The sequence below is a fragment of the Herbaspirillum sp. LeCh32-8 genome (assembly GCF_017814915.1).
Lineage (GTDB): Bacteria > Pseudomonadota > Gammaproteobacteria > Burkholderiales > Burkholderiaceae_D > Herbaspirillum.
Genome location: NZ_JAGIPZ010000004.1, coordinates 301,519 through 318,521 on the forward strand (window position 1 = coordinate 301,519; position 17,003 = coordinate 318,521).

Genomic DNA, 17,003 nt, shown 5'->3' on the forward strand with positions numbered 1-17,003 from the left:
AGCCGCCGCCCCGTTCACTGCAAGAGAGGCAACCATGAACATGCAATTACTCCACGAACTGGCTTTCTATCTGATGTACGCCTGCGCCGCGCTGGCCATCTTCGTCATCGTCGAACGCGGTCTGTTCTTCGGCTACACCATGCGCCAGGCAACTGCCCTGGAGCGCGCCATGACCCACGCAGTGCAGCACCTGAAAGAGCTGCCCGCCGAACTGACCGCGCGCCCCAGCCTGCCGCTGGCGCTGGTGTCGGACATCCTGTCGGAAAAGCATCGCCTGAGCTCGGAGAAGGATCTGGAAGACTTCAGTGAGTCGGTCTACATCGCCAAGCGCGGCGACGTGCAGCAACGCCTGTGGATCCTCGACACCATCGTGACCGCCGCCCCGCTGCTGGGCCTGCTGGGGACCATCCTCGGCATCATCGACACCTTCAAGGCGCTGGCCGCCTCCGGCGTGTCCGACCCGGGCCAGGTGTCAGCCGGCATCGGCACCGCGCTGTACGCAACGGCGCTGGGCATCGGCATCGCAGTGGTCGGCATGTTCTTCTTCAACCTGTTCCAGGAACGCATCGAGCGCATCAACGACCACCTCAAGGTGCTGATGCTGCGCGCCTGCGTGGGTCGCACCGAGCAACAATTGGCCAGCTCGCAGCAAGGCCATGGCAAGCTGCACATCGCCTGATCCTGCCCACGCAACAAATACGCTACCCATGCTGAAACCTCAACGCCTCTTCGCCAGGCTGACCGCCGCGTTCGGCCTGGCGCTCGCCCTGCACGGCGCGGCCCGCGCCGAGTTCGCCATTCCCGGCTTCGAGCTGGTGCACACCGTCCCGCGTGAGACCGCGCTGGCCACGCCCGACCTGCGCGACGCCGCCACGGTGTGGAAGGAAATGTTCGATGCGGCCAACAGCGAGATCGACTTCGGCCAGTTCTACGTCGCCGGCCAGGACGGCGAAGCGCTGGACGACATCATCGCCCACCTCGATGCGGCCGGCCGCCGCGGCGTGAAGATCCGCTTCCTGCGCGAGAAGAAAGGCGGCTTCGCCTCGGTCGCAGCCACCGTGGAGAGGCTCAAGCGCATTCCCAACCTGGAATACCGCGAGCTGGATTATTCGAGCATGACCGGCAACGGCATCATCCACGCCAAGTACTTCGTGGTGGACGGCAAGAGCGCCTACGTCGGCAGCCAGAACTTCGACTGGCGCTCGTTCTCGCACATCCATGAAACCGGCCTGAAGATCACCGACCCGGTCATCGCGGGCCAGGTGCGGCAGATCTTCGAGATCGACTGGCAGGCGCAGGCGCAAATTGCCGCCGGCCGGGCGCCAGCGCCGATCAATCGCGCCACCGTGCTGGCCGACGAGAAGCGGGGCAACTATCTGGTGGCCAGCCCGAACGCCTTCAACCCGCCCGGCGTGGACGACTCCGAGAGCGAACTGGTGCGCCTGATCGGCAATGCAAAGCACGAAGTGCGCGTGCAGCTGCTGGACTACGCGCCGCTGTCCTACGGCCCCAACCACACGCGCCCCTACTACGCAGTGATCGACAACGCCATCCGCGCGGCCGCCACCCGCGGCGTGAAGGTCAAGCTGATGGTCTCGCACTGGAACACCGAGCAGCCGGCGATCCGCTACCTGCAAAGCCTGGCGCTGCTGCCCAATGTGGAGATCCGCATCGTCACGCTGCCGCCTGCCTCCAGCGGTTTCATCCCGTTCGCGCGGGTGATCCATACCAAGAGCATGAGCATCGACGGCCAGGTAGCCTGGATCGGCACCAGCAACTGGGCCGGCGGCTATCTGGACAAATCGCGCAATCTGGAAGTGGTGCTGCACGACGAGAAGATGGCGCAGCGCGTCGCCGAGCTGCATGAGCAGACCTGGAGCTCGCCCTACGCCGAGCCCATCGACGTGACGCGCCAGTATCCGAAACCGGTCAAGGGCAAGCAATAGCCAATAACAGCCAGGCAAGAACAAGAGCAGGAGACGTATCGGCGGCAGGCCTTTGGCTTGCCGCTTTTTTATTGCCTGAACGGCATGGCGTTGCATGCCGCCGCATGTCGGGTCGAGGTATACATAAAATCTAATTTTAGATAATATGTATCCACCATGACCACCGCCGCCCGCAAGAAGAAACCCTCCCGCCCCGACCACGCGCTGCTGATGTCGCAGCTGGAGCAGGTCGCCCAAGGCCTGGGCGAGACCTTCGCCCCGTTCTGCGAAGTGGTGCTGCACGACCTGCGCGACGCCGATCATTCCATCGTCGCCATCCACAACAAGCTGTCCGGCCGCGAGGTCGGCGACGCCACCACCGAGCTGGGCCTGGCGCGCATTGCCGACGAATCCTATCCGCAGGTGCTGTCCAACTACGCCAACACGCTGCCCGACGGCCGCCAGGCCAAGAGCACCTCGATCGGCATCAAGGATTCCGACGGCAAGTACCTGGCCGCGCTGTGCATGAACATCGACCTGACCCTGTTCGGCGCGCTGCAGGGCATGCTGCGCCAGTTCGGCGGCATCGACACCGGCGTGCGCGTGGCCGAGACGCTGGAGCCGGCCGGCGCCGAGGCGATCCGCCGCCGCATCGACGAGTTCGCCGCCCGCACGTCGTCCACGCCGCGCAGCCTGAAGGCCGACGAACGTCGCGCGCTGATGCGCGAACTGCGCCAGTCCGGCTGCATGGACGTGCGGCGCGCCGCCGAGATCGTCGCCGCCCATCTGGGCGTGTCGCGCGCCACGGTCTACAACGACGAGAAGGATTGACCCTCGTCCCACCCGATTTCATTCCACCGAGAAGGAACCCGCCATGATCCCCGTCTCCAGCAGCACCGAGCTGCCTACCTTCGCCGACGTCCTGCTGGCCGCCGAACGCATCAAGCCCTGGGCGCACAAGACGCCGGTGCTGACCTCGCGCACCGCCGACGCCGAGGTCGGCGCCAGCCTGTTCTTCAAGTGCGAAAACTTCCAGCGCATGGGCGCCTTCAAGTTCCGCGGCGCGATGAACGCGCTGTCGCAGTTCGATGAGGCGCAGCGCCGCGCCGGCGTGATCACCTTCTCTTCCGGCAACCACGCGCAGGGGACTGCACTGGCGGCGCAGCTGCTGGGCATCCCGGCCACCATCGTGATGCCGCTGGACGCGCCCGCCGCCAAGGTGGCCGCCACCCGCGGCTACGGCGCCGAGGTCGTGACGTATGACCGCTACAAGGAAGACCGCGAAGAGATCTGCGCGCGCCTGGCGGCCGAGAAGAAGCTGACCGTGATCCCGCCCTACGACCATCCGCACGTGATGGCCGGCCAGGGTACTGCCACCAAGGAATTGTTTGACGAGACCGGACCGCTGGACGCGCTGTTCGTCTGCCTGGGCGGCGGCGGCCTGCTGTCGGGCGCGGCGCTGAGCGCACGCGCGCTATCGCCGGGATGCAAGGTCTACGGCGTCGAGCCGGAAGCCGGCAACGACGGCCAGCAATCGCTGCGCAGCGGCAGCATCGTCAACATCGAGACACCCAAGACCATCGCCGACGGCGCCCAGACCCAGCACCTGGGCAAGTACACCTTCGGCGTCATCCGGCGCGACGTGGACGACATCTTCACCGTCACCGACGAGGAGCTGGTGTGGTGCATGCGCTTCTTCGCCGAGCGCATGAAGATGGTGGTCGAGCCGACCGGCTGCCTGGCCTTCGCCGCCGCGCGCAAGTACAAGGCGCAGCTGCAGGGCAAGCGCGTGGGTGTGATCATCAGCGGCGGCAACGTCGACCTGGGCAAGCTGTCCGGATATCTGGCAAGCTGAGTCGGCCGAACTTCTCTTTCCATCAACCGCAGCGGAAAACGACATGCCCCATCTCTTCTTCGAATACACCGACAACCTCAAGGTCGACACCAAGCAGACCCTGCTGAACCTGAACGAAGCGCTGGTCGGCAGCGGCCACTTCGACGAGAACTCGATCAAGGCGCGCGCCATCAAGCTGGACGACTACCTGGTCGGCACCCAGCCGCAGGCCCGGCGCGCCTTCCTGCACATGCGCCTGACCATCCTCTCGGGACGCACGCCGGAAATCAAGAAGCAGGTGGCCGACCTGCTGGTGGCCACGGTGCAGAAGGGCCAGCGCTGGCCGGATGGCGTGCAGGTGCAGATCACCGCCGAGGTGATCGACATGGAGCGGGATATTTACGGCAAGCTGAAGCTCTGAGCGACAGCCGCGCCAACGCCACAAGCGGCCTCAGGGCCGCTTTTTTTATTACGCGCGGCAGCCGGGGCACCGGAACGCGCGGACGCAGACACGCAGAGACGTTATGAGACGCGACAGGACACGGCCGACGAGGCCGCATCCTGCGCAGGACGCAAAGGAAACGAGATCAGGAAGCCAGTGCCGCGACTGCCTGCGTCTCGCGGAACTGCACCACGTTGCCCTCGGGATCGAAGCCGTCGCAGGCGCGGAAGTCCGCGGCGCTCCATTCGGCCTCGGCCGGCTTCATGCCGCCGCCCAGGCTGGATGCGCTGACGCGCGTCTGGGCCAGCGAGCGCACCGGCAGGAACAATTTGATGGGGACGTTCTCGCGCAGCACCGGCGGCGAAACGATATCCACGTTGGCGGAAACGGCCGGCGGAACGGCGTGGATCACCAGCAGGAAATCCTGCGCTTCGATCACCACCTTCTCGGCTTCGGCATGCTTGGGAACCACCGCCAGGACCTGCGCATAGAACGCGGCAAGGCGGGCTACATCTTTGGCGAACAGGACTGCGCCTGCTTTGGGCTGGGTCGACATCTCTGCTTTCAAAAACGTTAGGGACGCAGCTCATCAATAAGGATGTCGATGCGAACGGCAACGACTTGACGAGCCCTGATTCAACAACACGAAACGGCAGAGTTTATTTTTGCTTTTGGCACTTTGCAAGCGTTTATTCGTCGCCCCCGGGCGACACATCAGCGTCGCTGAAAAGCGACGCAAAACCAGGCCCGGCGCGGGCGGTAACAATTCGTCAATTGTCACGATGATCAGCTAACGTCCTTTATTGTGATTGGAATGTCATCGTTTCTGCTACAGCCGGGTTTAAATTGTAAGAGGATGTTCCAAACCCGTTTACTTCGGAACCGGATCTGCTAATTTGGTGTCGCAGGGCAACAAAGTGTGAGCGCGTGAAAACATCAAAAATAAAAAACGTGCACACCGGACAACCCTGCGCCGTCCTCCCCCGATGCACCTGAAAGTGCGTAGACGGCGTAACAAGATCAACTACCGATTTCGCCATCATGACTATTCGAGACCTGCTCAATCCCTACAAGCGCGACGCCAAGTCCCCGGCGCGCAGCGCCGCCGGATCCCGCATCCAGCTCGCCAACCTCGGCGGTGAAGCCGACGCCTGGCTGGAGCCGATGCTGGCCGACTTCCTCTCGTTGGCCTCCAGCGTGTGCAACACGCCCATCGCCATGATGACTCAGCTGCATGCCGACCTCGGCCTGCAACATCCCTTCATCTCGGTGCTCAACGGCCGCGGCGACATCCGCAACCAGTGGTGGCGCTTCCCCGGCCAGAACGGCGTGTCGCGCACTGCAGTGGATTTCTCGGTGTGCGAGCATGCCGGCCGCAGCGGGCGCAACCTGACCGAGATCGCCGACCTGCGCGGCGACGGTCGCTTCGCCGAGAGCGCCCTGGCCAACGGCACGCCGCACGTGCGCTTCTACGCGGCGGTGCCGCTGGTGGCGTCCAACGGCGACATCCTGGGCACCCTGTGCGTCATGGCGCACGAGCCCAAGACCCTGGACGCCAAGCAGCGCGACGCCTTCATCAAGCTCGGCCGCCAGCTGGAAAGCCAGCTGGAAAGCCGCCGCACCATGCAAAAGCTGGAGCAGCAAACCCTGACCGACGGCCTGACCGGCATCGGCAACCGTCGCAGCTTCGACCTGCGCCTGCGCGAGGAATGGACACGCCACCTGCGCAATGCGCGCCCGCTGTCGATGCTGATGGTGGATGTGGACTACTTCAAGCAATACAACGACACCTACGGCCACCCGGCCGGCGATGCGCTGCTGACGCAACTGGCGCGCGTGCTGCGCTCGCCGCTGCGCGCCAGCGACTTCCTGGCGCGTTACGGCGGCGACGAGTTCTCGCTGATCCTGCCCGACACCGACGAGGTCGGCGCGCACCAGGTCGCCGAGCGCATCAAGCGCGCAGTGGCGGCGGTGAAGTGGCCGCACACCGAGATCGAAATCAGCCTGGGCGCGGCCACCGTGACGCCGTCCGAGATGTGCGACTTCCACGCGCTGCTGCAGGCGGCCGACAAGGCGATGTACCTGCGCAAGCACGGGCGCACGCCGAACAACGCCTGAGCATTTACCGAGCATTTTCCAGGTAGTCGCCAGGTATTCGATTTCCCCGCTGTTGCTGTTCTTCACACTCCTGAGCCCTTCATTGCCGCTGCCCTGCAGCGGCATTTTTTTTGACCCGGCCACGCGTATGGCGGCCCTTCGCCGAATCGGCACCGGCTTGAGCTACATCAACGAGCCGGAACGCGGATCGGCACAAGCTGCCAGCACCACCCAAGCCAAGGAGAGATGAATGACGAACGACACCGGAAACTGGCTGTCCGCCGAGCAGGCGGTCCTGCCGGACGGCACGCTGCGCGAGAACCTGCCGCTGGTCAACAAAAAGCTGCCGGCGCTGGCGGCAACAGAGGAAGTCTGCAGTTGCGGCGGCGTCGGCTGCGGCAAGAAGCAGGCGGCCGCGAAGGCCATGGAAACGGCAGGCAAGGCCGTCCCGAACGCGCAATAAAAAAGCGCCGCCCTGCTCTTGCAGGCGGCGCCTATTCCTTATGCCCCTGGGACAAGCGCGGGCTAAGCCTCCAGCGCGGCGCGCGCACGCCCCGCCATGGCCTCGCGCCAGATGATGAAGATGCCGGCGCAGATGACGACGGCGCAGCCGGCGATCATGTTCGGCGTGAGCACTTCGTCGAACACGAACACGCCGATCAGGCAGACCAGCACGGTCTGGATGTAATACATCGGCTGCACTACCACCGCATCCAGATACTCCAGCGAACGGATCAGCAGATAATGGCCGCAGGTGCTGCTCACGCACAGCACCAGCATCCAGAACCAGTCCCCCGGCGTCAGGTGGGTCCAGTAGAACGGGCCGACCACGCTGATGGCGACCGCGCCGGCCACGCCGGTATAGAGGAAAGCTGTGCCTGCGGTGTCGGTGCGGCTGGCCAGGCGGGTCATGACCGAATACGCGGCAAACAGCATCATCCCGAACAGCGGCAGCGCGATCTTGGCGTCGAACGACGCGTGCAGCGGATTGACGATCAACAGGATGCCGACGAAGCCGATGCCGGTGGCGATCCAGCGCGCGCGGCCGACCTTCTCGCCCAGGAAAGGCATCGACAGGCAGGCCACGATCAGCGGCGTGCCGGCATACAGCGAATGCGTAGTGGCCAGCCCGACCTTGGAGAACGAGAAGATGGAGACCACGATCTGCACCGCCAGCAACACGCCCCGTGCAATCTGCAGGCCGCGCCGCTTGGCCGCCGCGGTTGCGCCCAGGCCCACCGAGGAGCGGCTGGCCAGCACCAGCGCGAAACCGGCGAAGGCCCAGAAGCGGATCATGGCGATGAAGACCGGCGGATAGGCGCCGCCCAGGTGCCTGGAAATGCCATCCTGCATCGCGAAGATGAAGATGGCCGACAGCGAGAAACAGAGACCAGTGGCGCGGGGTGTCATCGTGATTGCCTTCTTGTCGGTGGGCCGCCGGGGCCGCGTTGGGCATGCAGGGTTGCAATCGTCCGCGGTTCAAAACGCGCCGCGGCAAGCCTGACATTGTAAATCCTGCGGCCGGATCGTGATGGCGCCCCCCTGACTACGTCCGCAGCGCCGGCATGGCCCATGAAAAAAGCCCGCACGCATGCGGACTTTTCCAACGCGAAGCAGCGACACCTCAGGCGAACTTGCTGAAGTCCGGCTTGCGCTTCTCGAAGAAGGCGGTAAAGGCTTCCTTCGCCTCCGGCGCGGTCAGCATCTGCGCGAAATGTTCGATCTCGGCCGTCATCTGCTGCTCGGTGGCGCTGACGCGGTTCTTCTTCATCAGCTGCTTGGTGACGCGGATCGACGCCGCCGGCAAAGCGGCCAGCTTGGCGGCCTGCTTCTGCGCCAGCGGCAGCAGTTCCTCCACCGCCACCACGCGATTGACGATGCCCATCTGCAGCGCCTCGTCAGGGCCGAAGGCTTCGCCCAGCAACAGTTTCTCGGCCGCGCGCTGATAACCCGCCACGTGCGGCAGCAGCAGCGAGGACGCCGCCTCCGGGCACAAGCCCAGCTGCGTGAACGGCATCGAGAACTTGGCGTTGTCGGCGGCGTAGACCAGGTCGCAATGCAGCAGCAGCGTGGTGCCGATGCCGACCGCCACGCCGGCTACGGCCGCCACAATGGGCTTGGAGGCATGGCTGATCTGCCACAGGAACTGGAAGACCGGCGCATCCTTGCTGCTGGGTGGGTTCTTGAGGAAGTCCTCCAGGTCGTTGCCGGCCGAGAAGGCCTGCGCCTTGCCGGTGAAGAGGATGGCGCGCACCGCGCTGTCGGCCTCGGCGTCCTTCAGGGCGTCGGCCAGTTGCTGGTACATGGCCGCGGTGAGGGCGTTCTTCTTGGCTTCGCGATCGAAGTGGATCGTGAGGATGCCGTTTTCCTTGCTCAGTTGAATATCCATGGTCTCCTGCTTGCTCTTGTGGTCGGATCAAAAAAGCCGCACGGCGCGAGCGGTGCGGCTTTCCTGTTCATGCCGTTGGCCGGCGCTTACACGCGCTCGAAGATACCGGCCGCGCCCATGCCGGTGCCCACGCACATGGTCACCATGCCGTACTTCAGGTTCTTGCGGCGCAGTGCGTGGATGGTGGTGGCCGCGCGGATGGCGCCGGTGGCGCCCAGCGGGTGGCCCAGCGCGATCGCGCCGCCCATCGGGTTGACCTTGGACGGATCCAGGCCGAGGTCGCCGATCACGGCCAGCGCCTGGGCGGCGAAGGCCTCGTTCAGTTCGATCCAGTCGATCTGGTCCTGGGTCAGGCCGCCGGCCTTCAACGCCGCGGGAATCGCTTCCTTGGGGCCGATGCCCATGATCTCCGGGGGCACACCGCGCACCGCGAAGGAGACGAAGCGCGCCAGCGGGGTCAGGTTGAATTGCTTGAGGATCTTTTCCGAGACGATGATCAGCGCGCCGGCGCCGTCGGACGTTTGCGAACTATTGCCGGCGGTGACGCTGCCCTTGGCAGCGAACACCGGCTTCAACTTGGCCAGCGCGGCGATGTTGGAGTCGGCGCGCGGGCCTTCGTCCAGGCTCACGGTGCGGGTCTTGACGTCGATCTCGCCGCTGCCCAGATTGGGGAAGCGCTCGACGATCTCGAACGGGGTCATCTCGTCGTTGAACTCGCCGGCCTGCTGGGCGGCGATCGCCTTCTGGTGCGAGGCCAGCGCGAACTCGTCCTGCGCTTCGCGCGAGACCTTCCATTGCTGCGCCACCTTCTCGGCGGTCAGGCCCATGCCGTAGGCCATGCCGACGTTCTCGTCCTTGAAGGCGTTGATGTTGATGGACGGGTGGAAGCCCATCATCGGCACCATCGACATCGACTCGGCGCCGGCGGCGATCATGACGTCGGCTTCACCAACGCGGATGCGATCAGCCGCCATGGCAATCGCGGTGATGCCGGAGGCGCAATAGCGGTTGATGGTGACGCCGCCGATGGTGTTGGGCAGGCCGGCCAGCAGTACGGCATTACGCGCCATGTTCAGGCCTTGCGCGCCTTCGGGGAACGAGCAGCCGACGATGGCGTCCTCGATCAGTTTCGGATCCAGGCCGGGCACTTGCGCCACGGCGGACTGAATCGCGCGCACCAGCAGGTCGTCCGGACGCGTGTTCTTGAACATGCCGCGCGGGGCCTTGCCGATCGGGGTACGGGTAGCGGCGACGATGTAGGCGTCTTGCAGTTGTTTGCTCATTACAAATCTCCTTGGACTCCCTCCCCTTCAAGGGGAGGGCTGGGGTGGGGATGGGTTCAAGGCATTCCAGATTGCCTGAACGACCGCATCCGTCTCATTCAATACTTCGTTGTTCCAGAATCGCAAAACCATGAAGCCGGCTTGATTCAGCTTTTCGGTTCGTTGCTCGTCACGTTGACTATCGGCATGCTGCGAACCGTCTACTTCAATTACCAGGCGCCGCTCGATGCAAACAAAATCGAGCACATAACTTTCAAAGGGGTGCTGACGTCGAAATTTCACATCCAGTTGCTGGCCTCGAAGACGATGCCAGAGCCGCTGCTCGGCTTCGGTCATCGTCTTGCGCAGCTCCTTTGCTGCCTGTTTCGTGAAGGTCTTCGTTTGGCCTTGCATTTAAGCCCATCCCCACCCCGCCCCTCCCCTTGAAGGGGAGGGAGAATTCTTTAGCTGGATACTCACGCCAAATCTCCTTGAACACTCCCTCCCCTTCAAGGGGAGGGTTGGGGTGGGGATGGGTTGTCTTAATTGCGCACAGGCTTGCCGGTTTGCATCATTCCCATGATCCGTTCCTGCGTCTTGGGGTTATTGAGCAACTCCATGAAGAACCTGCGCTCGATGTCGAGCAACCACTGTTCGTTGACGACGCTGCCTTCTTCCACTTCACCGCCGGCGACCGTCTCGGCAATCATCTTGCCCAGCTTGAAGTCGTGGGCCGAGATGAAGCCGCCGTCGCGCATGTTGACCAGCTGCGCCATGATGGTGGCCAGGCCGTTGCGGCCCACCACCGGCACTTGCGGCGGCAGCGGCGCGCGGTAGCCGGAGTCGAACATGGCGCGCGCTTCCACCTTGGCCACGTGCAGCAGCTCGTAGGGGTTGAAGACGACTACGTCATTGTCCTTCAGGTAACCCAGTTTCTTGGCTTCCAGCGCCGACTTGGAGACGTTGGCGGTAGCCGCGGCCAGCATGTAGTCCTTCAGGAATTGCAGGATGTCGTTGCCCTTGGCTTCCTTGGCCGCGCGCACCGCTGCTTCCTTCAGGCCGCCGCCGGCCGGGATCAGGCCCACGCCCACTTCCACCAGGCCGATGTAGGACTCGATCGAGACCACGCGCTTGGCGGTGTGCAGCAGCAGTTCGCAGCCGCCGCCCAGGGCCAGGCCGGCCACCGCGGCGACCACCGGCACGTTGGCGTACTTCAGGCGCTGGTGCGCCTGTTGCAGCTGGTGCACCACCGGCTCGATGGCCTTGACGCCGCCCGACATGAACAGCGGCAGCATCGACTGCAGGTCGGCGCCGGCGGAGAAGGCGCCGCCTTCGGCTGCATCCGGATGCCAGATCACCAGGCCCTTGAAGTTCTTCTCGGCCTCGGTCACGGCCTTGTTCATGCCATCGATCACGCCCTGGCCGATCACGTGCATCTTGGTCTTGAAGGACAGGATCAGCACGTCGTCGTTCTGGTGCCAGACGCGTACCGATTCGTCTTCGAAGAAAGTGGTGCCGGCGCTCTTGCCGTCGGCTGCGCCCTCGCCCACCAGCGGCGCGCGGAAGGCCTGGCGCTGGTACACCGGCAGTTCGGAGCGGGCCACGTCGGCCTTCTTCGAGGGCGAGTACGAACCCTTGGCACCATGCACGCCTTCACGGCCGTCGAAGACCCAGTCGGGCAGCGGCGCGGTCGACAGTGCCTTGCCGGCATCGATGTCTTCCTTCACCCATTGCGCGACCTGCTTCCAGCCGGAAGCCTGCCAGGTTTCGAAGGGACCGACGCTCCAGCCGAAGCCCCAGCGCATGGCGAAGTCGAGGTCGCGCGCGTTGTCGGCGATCGACTCCAGGTGCACCGCGATGTAGTGGAAGGCGTCGCGGAAGATGGCCCACAGGAACTGGCCTTGCGGGTTGGTCGAGTCGTGCAGCGCCTTCATGCGCTTGACCGGATCCTTTTCCTTCAGGATGCGGCCGATGATGTCGTCGGCCTTGGCGCCGCCCGGGACGTAATCGCCCTTGGCCGGGTCGATGCGCAGGATGTCCTTGCCCACCTTCTTGTAGAAGCCGGCGCCGCTCTTCTGGCCCAGCGCGCCCTGCTCGACCAGCTTGGCCAAGAGCGGCGGGGTGGCGTAGGAGGAGAAGAACGGGTCGTCCTTCAGGTTGTCCTGCATGGTCTTGATGACGTGGCCCATGGTATCCAGGCCCACCACGTCGGCGGTGCGGAAGGTGCCGGACTTGGCGCGGCCCAGCTTGGCGCCGGTCAGGTCGTCGACCACGTCGACCGACAGGCCGTATTTTTCAGCTTCGATCACGGTGGCCAGGATGCCGAACACGCCGACCCGGTTGGCCACGAAGTTGGGCGTGTCGAAGGCGCGCACCACGCCCTTGCCGAGGGTTGTGGTGAGGAAGGCTTCCAGCTTGTCCAGGATGTCCGGCTGGGTGGAGGTAGTCGGGATCAGCTCGACCAGGTGCATGTAGCGCGGCGGGTTGAAGAAGTGCACGCCGCAGAATCGCGCCTTCAGGCCGGCGTCAAAGCCTTCGGCCAGCGCGTTGATCGACAGGCCCGAGGTGTTGGAGGCGAAGATGGTGTTGGCGCCGATATGCGGCGCGACCTTCTTGTACAGGTCGTGCTTCCAGTCCATGCGCTCGGCGATGGCTTCGATGATCAGGTCGCAGTCGGCCAGCTTGGCCAGGTCGTCCTCGTAGTTGGCGACCTCGATCAGGGCCGCGTCATCCTTGTTGCCCAGCGGCGCCGGGCTGAGTTTCTTCAGGTTCTCGATGGCGCGCTGGACGATGCCGTTCTTCGGACCTTCCTTGGCCGGCAGGTCGAACAGCACGACCGGCACGCGGGCGTTGATGCAGTGGGCGGCAATCTGGGCGCCCATGACGCCGGCGCCGAGCACGGCCACTTTTTTGACGATGAAATTGGACACGCAAGTCTCCTTCTAGGTAAGCCTGGTAGCAAAGCAAAAACGGTTCGGATAACAGTTCGGATTGCAGGCGACGGCACGGCGACACAACTGAAAGCAAGGTAGCAAGGCGCCAATACAGCGAGATGACACTGTACGCCTTCCCTGCGCGGGCCGTCGTCTTGCGCCCGGGAAATTTCCCTCCCCGGCGGTTTGCTTCTCTTCTTGACGCCGCCGCCGGCGCGAAGCCGGCGGCGCGGTGATGCTGTTGATGCTGCGGTGGTGCGAATGTTGCCGATATTGCCGACAGCGGCGGACGGTCAGAACAGGTCTGCGTCCAGCGCCATCAGGTTGGCCGAGCCGGAACGCGCCTGACGGATCAGCATCGCGGTTTCCGGCAGCAGGCGCGCGAAGTAGAAGCGCGCGGTGGCCAGCTTGGCGGTGTAGAAAGTATCGCCGGAATCCTGCTTTTCCAGCGCAATCTTGGCCATGCGGGCGAACAGGTAGGAGAACACCAGGTGGCCCACCACGCGCAGGTAAGGCACGGCGGCGGCGCCGGCTTCGTCCTGGTTGGCGAAGGACTTCATGCCGATCTCCATGGTCAGCTTGCTGACCTTGTCGCCGATGTCGGCCAGCGGCGAGACGAACTCGGACATGGATTCATCCGTGCCGTGCTCTTCCACGAAGGCCTGGATCAGCGCGCCGAACTTCTTCAGCTTGGCGCCGTTGTCCATCAGGATCTTGCGGCCCAGCAGGTCCAGCGACTGGATGGTGTTGGTGCCTTCGTAGATCATGTTGATGCGGGCGTCGCGCACGTATTGCTCCATGCCCCATTCGGAGATGTAGCCGTGGCCGCCGTAGACCTGCAGGCACTCGGAGGTGGCGGTCCAGGCGTTGTCGGTCAGGAAGGCCTTCACCACCGGGGTCAAGAGCGCGACCAGGTCGGCCGAGTCCTTGCGCACTTCCTCGTCCGGGTGCGACAGCTCCTTGTCCAGCTCCAGCGCGACGTAGGAGGTGAAGGCGCGGCCGCCTTCGGCGTAGGCCTTGGCGGTCAACAGCATGCGGCGCACGTCGGGGTGCACGATGATCGGGTCGGCCGGCTTGTCGGCGGCCTTGATGCCGGACAGGCTGCGCATCTGCAGGCGATCCTTGGCGTACACCAGGGCGTTCTGGTAGGCCACTTCGGTCAGGCCCAGGCCCTGCATGCCCACGCCCAGGCGGGCCGCGTTCATGAACACGAACATCGCCTGCAGGCCCTTGTGCGGCTGGCCGATCAGCCAGCCGGTGGCGCCGTCCAGGTTCATCTGGCAGGTGGCGTTGCCGTGGATGCCCATCTTTTCTTCGATGGCGCCGCAGAAGATCGGGTTGCGCGCGCCCAGCGAGCCGTCGGCGTTGGGCAGGAACTTGGGCACGATGAACAACGAGATGCCCTTGGAGCCTTGCGGCGCGTCCGGCAGGCGCGCCAGCACCAGATGGATGATGTTTTCGGAGACGTCGTTTTCGCCGGCGGAGATGAAGATCTTGTTACCGGTGATCTTGTAGGAGCCGTCGGCCTGCGGCTCGGCCTTGCTGCGCAACAGACCCAGGTCGGTGCCGCAATGTGCTTCGGTCAGGCACATGGTGCCGGTCCATTCGCCCGAGACCAGCTTGGGCAGGTACAGCGCCTTCTGTTCTTCCGAACCGTGCGCGTGCAGGCACTCGTAGGCGCCGTGCGACAGGCCGGGGTACATGGTCCAGGCCTGGTTGCTGGAATTGAGCATCTCGTAGAACGAGTTGTTCAGCGTCAGCGGCAGGCCCTGGCCGCCGAACTCGGTATCACAGGACAGCGCCGCCCAGCCGGCTTCGACGTACTGCTTGTAGGCTTCCTTGAAGCCCTTGGGCGTGGTCACGGCCTTGGTTTCACGGTCGAAATGGCAGCCCTCGCGGTCGCCCGAGTGGTTCAGCGGGAACAGCACCTGCGAGGTGAACTTGCCGCCCTCCTCCAGCACCTGGTCGATCAGCTCGCGGTTGGTCTCGGCGTGCGGCGGCAGGTCCTTGAAGACCTCTTCGACCTTGAGCAGCTCGTGCAGCACGAATTGCATGTCGCGCAGGGGGGCGTTGTATTGGGGCATGACAGTCTCCGGAACGGGTTAGGCGGCCTTCTTGGCTGCCGATTTGGAATTCTTGTTGGTGCTGCTGTATGCGGCGGCGTCGCTGCCCTGCGGGCGGTAGCTTTCGATCAGGCGGCGGAAGCTGGCCTCGGCACGCTCCACGCTGCCGGGGATGTGCAGGAAGCGGGCGTCGTGGTGCAGCGCCAGGATCAGGCCGTACATTTCATAGACCATCTGGCTGACGTCGATGTCGGGGCGCATGTGGCCGGCTTCGATAGCCTGCTTGATGCAGCGCTCCAGCGCGTCGCGCCAGGCCTGGACCATGGCCACCAGATGGTCGCGGATGGCGCCGGGGCGGTCGTCGTACTCCACCGCGCCGCTGATGTAGATGCAGCCCAGCGCAATTTCGACCGTGACCTGCTTGACCCAGCGCGCAAACATGGCTTCCAGTCGCGGCAGGCCGCGCGGCTCCTTGATCGAGGGGTAGAACACGTCCTGCTCGAAACGCATGTGATACAGGCGGACGACTTCGATCTGCAGGTCTTCACGCGAGCCGAAATGGGCGAACACGCCGGACTTGCTCATCTTCATCTTCTCGGCCAGCAGGCCGATGGTGAGCCCTTCCAGGCCGTCGCGGCTGGCCAGCTCCAGCGCCACGTCCAGGATGGCGGCGCGGGTCTGTTCGCCCTTGCGCAGGAATTTGGGGCGGGCGGTGGTCGCCTTGCTTGTCTCTGTCATCGTTGTCTCTTTGGTATCCGCCACTTTGGCCGGCGGCGGGATCGGTTCGACCGGGGCGGCTCTTGCGGCCTCTTGTGCCGGAACCGCTTTTCTGCGAACTTCTAATTGTCCTCAGAATTTATTCGAACGATCGTACTATTATTCATCGCGCCACAAATGTCAAACAAAAAATCGGCGCGCTTCGGACGACAACGACTTTGCCGCCAGGCAATGCATCAGGGAGTATCGGGAGGCCGCGGCGCGGCCGATGCGGCGCCCAGCAGGTCGTGGGCGTCAAGGATGGCGTAGACAATGGCGGGGTGACTTTCCAGGCACTTGCGGATCGCCGCCGGGATGGTTTCGCGGGTCTTCTTGCACAAGCCCGGCTGCTCGGCCAGCCGGATCTCCAGACCGCCGCGCACGGTGCGCACTTCCTCGGTGGCCGGGCTAATGTGCAGCACGATGCCGAGGTTCCTTTGCAGCAGCTTGCCTACGTGCAGCAGGTCGGCATAGGACTCGATGCGGCCGATGCGCTCGATCAGGCGCTTTTCTTCCTCGCGCGTCAGAAACAGGATGCGGGCGGCGTCCGAGCCGGGCTGGTCGAGCAGCAGCTCGCGCTCGCACGCGCACGCGCCGGGCGGACACTCCTTGCGGATGGGCTGCTGGAACAGGACTGCCTGGGACATCTGCACCTTCGGAAGGAAAAGACTGGCCGGGGAAACCTTTCGCCATCTTACAACGAGGCGCTGCGGCGATGCAGCCTGCACCGGGGTCCGGCCAGCTTACGAGGAAGAACGATCCAGCAGCCTGCGGTCGCGCTTGGTGGGGCGGCCCTTGATCTCCGAGGCCGGCTCGCGAAACAGGCGATGGCGCTCGGCCTCGGCGTCGCGCCGGCGCATGCTCTCTTCGGTCTCGCTATAGAGCGTGGCGGCAACCGCGGCCGAGCCGCGCTTGTCGGCGATGCCGGTCACCACCACCTCCCACTCGGTGGAGCCGTTGTCGATCTTCAGCGCGTCGCCCGCCTTCACGTTGTGCGACGGTTTGGTGGATTCGCCGTTGAGCCTGACGCGGCCGCGGTCGATGGCGTCGGTGGCCAGCGAACGCGTCTTGAAGAAGCGCGCGGCCCAGCACCATTTGTCGATGCGGGTGGTGTCCATGGTGGTTTTGTTGCTGTTGGTGGAGACTTGATTGTACGGATTCGCGGCGCGGTGCGTGCGTCGTTGCACCTGATGGCCCGGCGCGGCGAACGACACTGGGCCCCTGCTTTCGCAGGGGCGACGGAGGTGGTTGATCAGCTTGCCTGTCGTTCCTGAGAAAGCAGGAACCCGGCGTCGCTTATCG

Annotated in this window: 17 protein-coding genes; 7 read left to right on the forward strand and 10 right to left on the reverse strand. The window is 64.5% G+C overall.

What is annotated here, in order from left to right; translation table 11 throughout:
- The first annotated feature begins 34 nt into the window (after positions 1 to 34).
- From J8I26_RS10640 to J8I26_RS10660, 5 genes are all read left to right on the forward strand, one after another.
- Positions 35 to 679 carry a MotA/TolQ/ExbB proton channel family protein gene (locus J8I26_RS10640; protein WP_209606909.1) on the forward strand — a complete coding sequence of 215 codons (645 nt, stop codon included), beginning with the start codon at positions 35 to 37 and terminating at the stop codon, positions 677 to 679.
- A 28-nt stretch (positions 680 to 707) separates the two neighbouring features.
- Entirely contained in the window at positions 708 to 1,946 is a 1,239-nt protein-coding gene (locus tag J8I26_RS10645) for a phospholipase D-like domain-containing protein (RefSeq protein ID WP_209606911.1), read from the forward strand.
- A gap of 156 nt (positions 1,947 to 2,102) precedes the next feature.
- Positions 2,103 to 2,756 (forward strand): PAS domain-containing protein, encoded by a 654-nt coding sequence (locus J8I26_RS10650; protein WP_209606913.1) that lies wholly within the window; start codon positions 2,103 to 2,105, stop codon positions 2,754 to 2,756.
- Between the two features lie 43 nt (positions 2,757 to 2,799).
- The gene (locus tag J8I26_RS10655; RefSeq protein WP_209606915.1) at positions 2,800 to 3,780 is read left to right on the forward strand and encodes a threo-3-hydroxy-L-aspartate ammonia-lyase; all 981 of its coding nucleotides are present in this window, start codon (positions 2,800 to 2,802) and stop codon (positions 3,778 to 3,780) included.
- A 43-nt stretch (positions 3,781 to 3,823) separates the two neighbouring features.
- Positions 3,824 to 4,180, forward strand: a complete 357-nt coding sequence (locus tag J8I26_RS10660) for a 5-carboxymethyl-2-hydroxymuconate Delta-isomerase (protein ID WP_209606917.1) — start codon at positions 3,824 to 3,826, stop codon at positions 4,178 to 4,180.
- A 166-nt stretch (positions 4,181 to 4,346) separates the two neighbouring features.
- Here the strand turns inward: J8I26_RS10660 and J8I26_RS10665 are convergent, their stop codons facing one another.
- Positions 4,347 to 4,757, reverse strand: coding sequence for a VOC family protein (locus J8I26_RS10665; RefSeq protein WP_209606918.1), 411 nt, complete (start codon positions 4,755 to 4,757; stop codon positions 4,347 to 4,349).
- 485 nt (positions 4,758 to 5,242) lie between these two features.
- Here J8I26_RS10665 and J8I26_RS10670 point away from each other — a divergent pair, with 485 nt between their 5' ends.
- Positions 5,243 to 6,319, forward strand: a complete 1,077-nt coding sequence (locus J8I26_RS10670) for a sensor domain-containing diguanylate cyclase (protein WP_209606920.1) — start codon at positions 5,243 to 5,245, stop codon at positions 6,317 to 6,319.
- Between the two features lie 229 nt (positions 6,320 to 6,548).
- Positions 6,549 to 6,761 (forward strand): hypothetical protein, encoded by a 213-nt coding sequence (locus J8I26_RS10675; RefSeq protein ID WP_209607019.1) that lies wholly within the window; start codon positions 6,549 to 6,551, stop codon positions 6,759 to 6,761.
- A gap of 62 nt (positions 6,762 to 6,823) precedes the next feature.
- On the opposite strand, the gene J8I26_RS10680 is transcribed toward J8I26_RS10675, so the two are convergent.
- From J8I26_RS10680 to J8I26_RS10720, 9 genes are all read right to left on the reverse strand, one after another.
- Complete coding sequence (locus J8I26_RS10680) at positions 6,824 to 7,708, reverse strand: DMT family transporter (RefSeq protein WP_209606922.1); 885 nt, start codon at positions 7,706 to 7,708, stop codon at positions 6,824 to 6,826.
- Positions 7,709 to 7,922: 214 nt separating this feature from the next.
- Complete coding sequence (locus tag J8I26_RS10685; RefSeq protein ID WP_209606924.1) at positions 7,923 to 8,687, reverse strand: enoyl-CoA hydratase; 765 nt, start codon at positions 8,685 to 8,687, stop codon at positions 7,923 to 7,925.
- An 86-nt stretch (positions 8,688 to 8,773) separates the two neighbouring features.
- Positions 8,774 to 9,970, reverse strand: coding sequence for an acetyl-CoA C-acyltransferase (locus J8I26_RS10690; RefSeq protein ID WP_209606925.1), 1,197 nt, complete (start codon positions 9,968 to 9,970; stop codon positions 8,774 to 8,776).
- 27 nt (positions 9,971 to 9,997) lie between these two features.
- Positions 9,998 to 10,363 (reverse strand): endonuclease domain-containing protein, encoded by a 366-nt coding sequence (locus tag J8I26_RS10695; RefSeq protein WP_209606927.1) that lies wholly within the window; start codon positions 10,361 to 10,363, stop codon positions 9,998 to 10,000.
- A 128-nt stretch (positions 10,364 to 10,491) separates the two neighbouring features.
- Positions 10,492 to 12,879 carry a 3-hydroxyacyl-CoA dehydrogenase NAD-binding domain-containing protein gene (locus J8I26_RS10700; RefSeq protein ID WP_209606929.1) on the reverse strand — a complete coding sequence of 796 codons (2,388 nt, stop codon included), beginning with the start codon at positions 12,877 to 12,879 and terminating at the stop codon, positions 10,492 to 10,494.
- A 296-nt stretch (positions 12,880 to 13,175) separates the two neighbouring features.
- Positions 13,176 to 14,966 carry an acyl-CoA dehydrogenase C-terminal domain-containing protein gene (locus tag J8I26_RS10705; protein ID WP_209606930.1) on the reverse strand — a complete coding sequence of 597 codons (1,791 nt, stop codon included), beginning with the start codon at positions 14,964 to 14,966 and terminating at the stop codon, positions 13,176 to 13,178.
- Between the two features lie 18 nt (positions 14,967 to 14,984).
- Complete coding sequence (locus J8I26_RS10710) at positions 14,985 to 15,683, reverse strand: TetR/AcrR family transcriptional regulator (protein WP_209606932.1); 699 nt, start codon at positions 15,681 to 15,683, stop codon at positions 14,985 to 14,987.
- Positions 15,684 to 15,898: 215 nt separating this feature from the next.
- Positions 15,899 to 16,348, reverse strand: a complete 450-nt coding sequence (locus tag J8I26_RS10715; RefSeq protein ID WP_209606934.1) for a hypothetical protein — start codon at positions 16,346 to 16,348, stop codon at positions 15,899 to 15,901.
- Between the two features lie 96 nt (positions 16,349 to 16,444).
- Positions 16,445 to 16,819 (reverse strand): RNA-binding S4 domain-containing protein, encoded by a 375-nt coding sequence (locus J8I26_RS10720; RefSeq protein ID WP_209607015.1) that lies wholly within the window; start codon positions 16,817 to 16,819, stop codon positions 16,445 to 16,447.
- Positions 16,820 to 17,003: the final 184 nt, after the last annotated feature.